The 3,409-nt window shown below is 72.8% G+C and carries 3 protein-coding genes; 1 reads left to right on the plus strand and 2 read right to left on the minus strand.

Annotated features, from left to right (window positions below; genetic code table 11):
- Window positions 1-64 precede the first annotated feature (64 nt).
- Complete coding sequence (locus M0P34_RS14395; RefSeq protein ID WP_291500351.1) at window positions 65-1,078, plus strand: alpha-hydroxy-acid oxidizing protein; 1,014 nt, start codon at window positions 65-67, stop codon at window positions 1,076-1,078.
- 170 nt (window positions 1,079-1,248) lie between these two features.
- On the opposite strand, the gene M0P34_RS14400 is transcribed toward M0P34_RS14395, so the two are convergent.
- A complete protein-coding gene (locus tag M0P34_RS14400) occupies window positions 1,249-1,923 on the minus strand; it encodes a YkgJ family cysteine cluster protein (RefSeq protein ID WP_291500353.1) in 675 nt (224 codons plus the stop codon).
- Window positions 1,924-2,372: 449 nt separating this feature from the next.
- Window positions 2,373-3,409 (minus strand): ABC transporter permease (locus tag M0P34_RS14405; RefSeq protein WP_291500355.1); only part of this gene is annotated, 1,037 nt, incomplete at its 5' end.

Raw genomic sequence — 3,409 nt, forward strand, 5'->3', positions numbered from 1 at the left:
GGGCGCGCCGCCAAATCCCGCTGGTATGGGGCTGACACCCTCTGCATACAGAAAGGAGACGATCATGAAGGAAGTCCGCGACAAGGCGCGTGAACTGATGAAAGGCTACTGCAGGGTCTGCTCCGTGTGCGACGGGCGGGCCTGCGCGGGCGAGGTGCCCGGCATGGGCGGCCTGGGCTCGGGCGCGTCCTTCAAGGAGAACATCGCCGCCCTGGCAGGCCACAAGCTGCGCATGCGCCTGATCCACGGCGCCTCGGAGCCGGACACCCGCACCACCGTCCTTGGCCTGGACCTGGACATCCCCGTGCTGGCCGCGCCCATCGGCGGCGTGTCCTTCAACATGGGCGGCAAGATCGAGGAGATCGACTACATCACGGCCAAACTGGAAGCCTGCGCCCAGGAGGGCATCGTCGGCTGCACCGGCGACGGCGTGCCCGCCTTCATCCACGAGGCCGGGTTCGCGGCCATCGAAAAGGTCGGCGGACGGGGCATCCCCTTCATCAAGCCCTGGGAGGACGCCGAATTCGACGCCAAGCTGGACAAGGCCGCCGCCACCGGCGCCACGGTCTTCGGCATGGATATCGACGCCGCCGGGCTGGTGACCCTGGCCAAGATGGGCCGCCCCGTGTCGCCCAAGACCCCGCAAAAACTGGCCGAGATCGTGGAAAAGGTGCCCGGACGGTTCGTGCTCAAGGGCGTGATGACCGTGGAGGACGCCCGCCTGGCCCTGGAGGCCGGGGCCGACGCCATCGTGGTCTCCAACCACGGCGGGCGCGTGCTGGACCACGCCCAGGGCTCGGCCAGCGTGCTGGCTGAAATCGCGGCCTCCGTGGGCGGACGCATGACCGTGCTGGCCGACGGCGGCGTCCGCTCGGGCGCCGACGTGCTCAAGATGCTCGCCCTGGGCGCCGACGCGGTGATGATCGGGCGCCCGTTCAGCGTGGCGGTCATGGGCGGGCTCAAGGACGGCGCCGCGCAGTACATCCGCCAGATCAAGTCCGAGCTGGTCTCGGCCATGGTCCTCACCGGCTGCGCCAGCGTGGCCGACGCCGGGCCGGGCATCCTGGCCCGGGCCTGATTTCCGGCGCCCCCGGCGCCAGCGCGAAAAAGGGACGGCCCCCCCGGGGGGGGCCGTCCCTTGTCGTTTCCGCACATGCCCCACATGCCCGGACAAGCCCGGAGAAGCCCGGGCATCCCCGCCGTGTCCCCCGCGCCCGGACACGCCCGCGGCGCCCGGCGCGCCGGGGCTCAGGCCGGGGCGGCGGCCAGGAAGGGCCGCCCAGCCAGCCAGTCCTCGGCGCAGGCCAGCACCCCGCGCCGACGCATCAGGGCCACGGCGCGGGTCATGACCAGATAGCCCGCCTCCAGCCCCAGGGCGGCAGCCCCTTCCAGGAGCCCCTGCTGCACGGCCCCGGCCAGCTCGCGTTGCAGGGCGTAGATGGGGATGGGCGCCAGGGGATCGCGCAGTTCCACGCTCAGCTGGCAGGCCCGGGCGTCCACGGAATTCCAGCCCCGGCAGGCCAGGGGCCGGGCCTCGTGCACCGAGCAGGCCCCGTCGCGCAGGAACGCGCAGGGCGTCAGGTGGCGGATGTCGCCCAGTTCGCGGCGGCTGCGCCCGCGGATGAGCCCGCCCAGGGCCTCCACCCGCGCGGCCAGGGCGTCGCCCTCGCCGGGGGAGAAGCGCTCCAGGACGTGGATGCCCAGGAACAGGGCCTCGGGCGGGGTCAGGGAAACCTGGTTGAAGCAGCAGTGCAGGCAGCCGCGGGCGCAGGCCACGGGCGGGTCGAAATCCAGGTCCCGCAGCACGTCGTCCAGGGCGGCGTAGGCCTCCTGCACGGCCTCGCACAGGCCGCGCACGCCGGGGCCCCGGGCCACGGCCCCGGCCAGGGCCCGGGAGCAGCCCTGGCGCAGGCGCCGCGACAAGGACTCCTGCGCCGGAGTAAGCCCGTCGCCCTGCGGGGCGCAAACCTGCGCCAGGCCGCCCCCCCGCCCCGGGCGCCGACCCGCCCCGCCGCCGCGCGGCACCCGCCTGGAACGTGAACCCATAGGCACACCGCCTGGATGAGGAATGACTCCGGGACGCCCGGAGAAGCGGGGCCGCCGCAAGGGGGCGGTGTCCCAGGAAGGCATTTAGGGCAATGCGGGGGGCGCAGGCAACAGATTTTCTTTTAGCCTGGGCCGGGCCCGCGCGGGCGCCGGCGGAGATGGAGCGCGGCCATGTGCAGCTGCTTGGCCGGGGCCGGGCCCGCACGGGCGCGGGCGGACGCCCCGGAGGGCGGCGCGACGCCCCGGGCCCCGGATGCGCCCGGACACGCACGCGGCCGCTGGCTGGCCGGGCACGCGGCGGCCCGCCATGCCCCCCGGCCCGCCAGCTAGCCCAGCCGCCGCCGGAAGAGCCACGAGGCCAGGGCCAGGGTGACCACGGCGATGGGCACCAGGGGCCAGAGCACCTCCAGGACCATGCCCGGGGGCATGCCCTTGAGCAGCACCCCGCGCACGGCCACCAGGAAGTAGCGCAGCGGGTTGGCATGGGAGACGAGTTGCAGGAACTCCGGCATGGTTTCTATCGGCGTCGCGAAGCCGGACAGGAGCATGGACGGGATCATGAAGGTGAAGGTGCCCAGGATGGCCTGCTGCTGCGTCTTGCACAGCGAGGAGATGAACAGCCCCACGCCCACCACCGAGAGCAGGAACAGAAACTGCGCCAGCAAGAGCACGGGGAACGAGCCCCGGAAGGGGATGCGGAACAAGACGATGGCCGCGGCCACGATGAGCAGGCCCTCGGCCATGCCCAGAAGCATGGCCGGGATGGTCTTGCCCGCCAGGATCTCGCGCGGGGACAGCGGCGTGACCAGGATCTGGTCGAAGGTGCCGAGCTCGCGCTCGCGGGCCACGGACAGCGAGGTCACCAGCAGCCCGACCACCATGGAAAGCATGCCGATGAGGTTGGGCACGGTGAACCACATGTAGTCCAGGCTGGGATTGAACCAGGCGCGGACCACCAGCCGCGCCGGGGGCCCGGGCTGGCCGCGCCGCGCGCAGAGGTCCGCGTTGTAGCCGTCCACGACGGCCTGGATGTAGCCCTGGACGATCTGCGAGGTGTTGGAACGCCTGCCGTCGAGCAGGACCTGGGCCGTGGCCGGGCGCCCGGCGGCCACGTCGCGCGAGAAGTCCTGGGGCAGGACCAGGACGGCCATGACCCGCTCGTTCTCCAGCTCCGGGGCCGCCTGGCCCAGGCCCGAGAGGTGGTGCACCCGGGCGAAGTACGGCGCGCCGACGAAGCGCTGGGCCAGCTCCACCGCCGCCGCCCCGCCGTCCTGGTCCAGCACGGCCAGGTCCACGGCCTTCACGTCCAGGGTCGCGGCGAAGGAAAACAGGGTCAGCTGCAACAGCGGCGGCATGATCAGCA

Origin of the sequence: Desulfocurvus sp. (assembly GCF_023230885.1) — a bacterium.
Lineage (GTDB): Bacteria > Desulfobacterota > Desulfovibrionia > Desulfovibrionales > Desulfovibrionaceae > Desulfocurvus.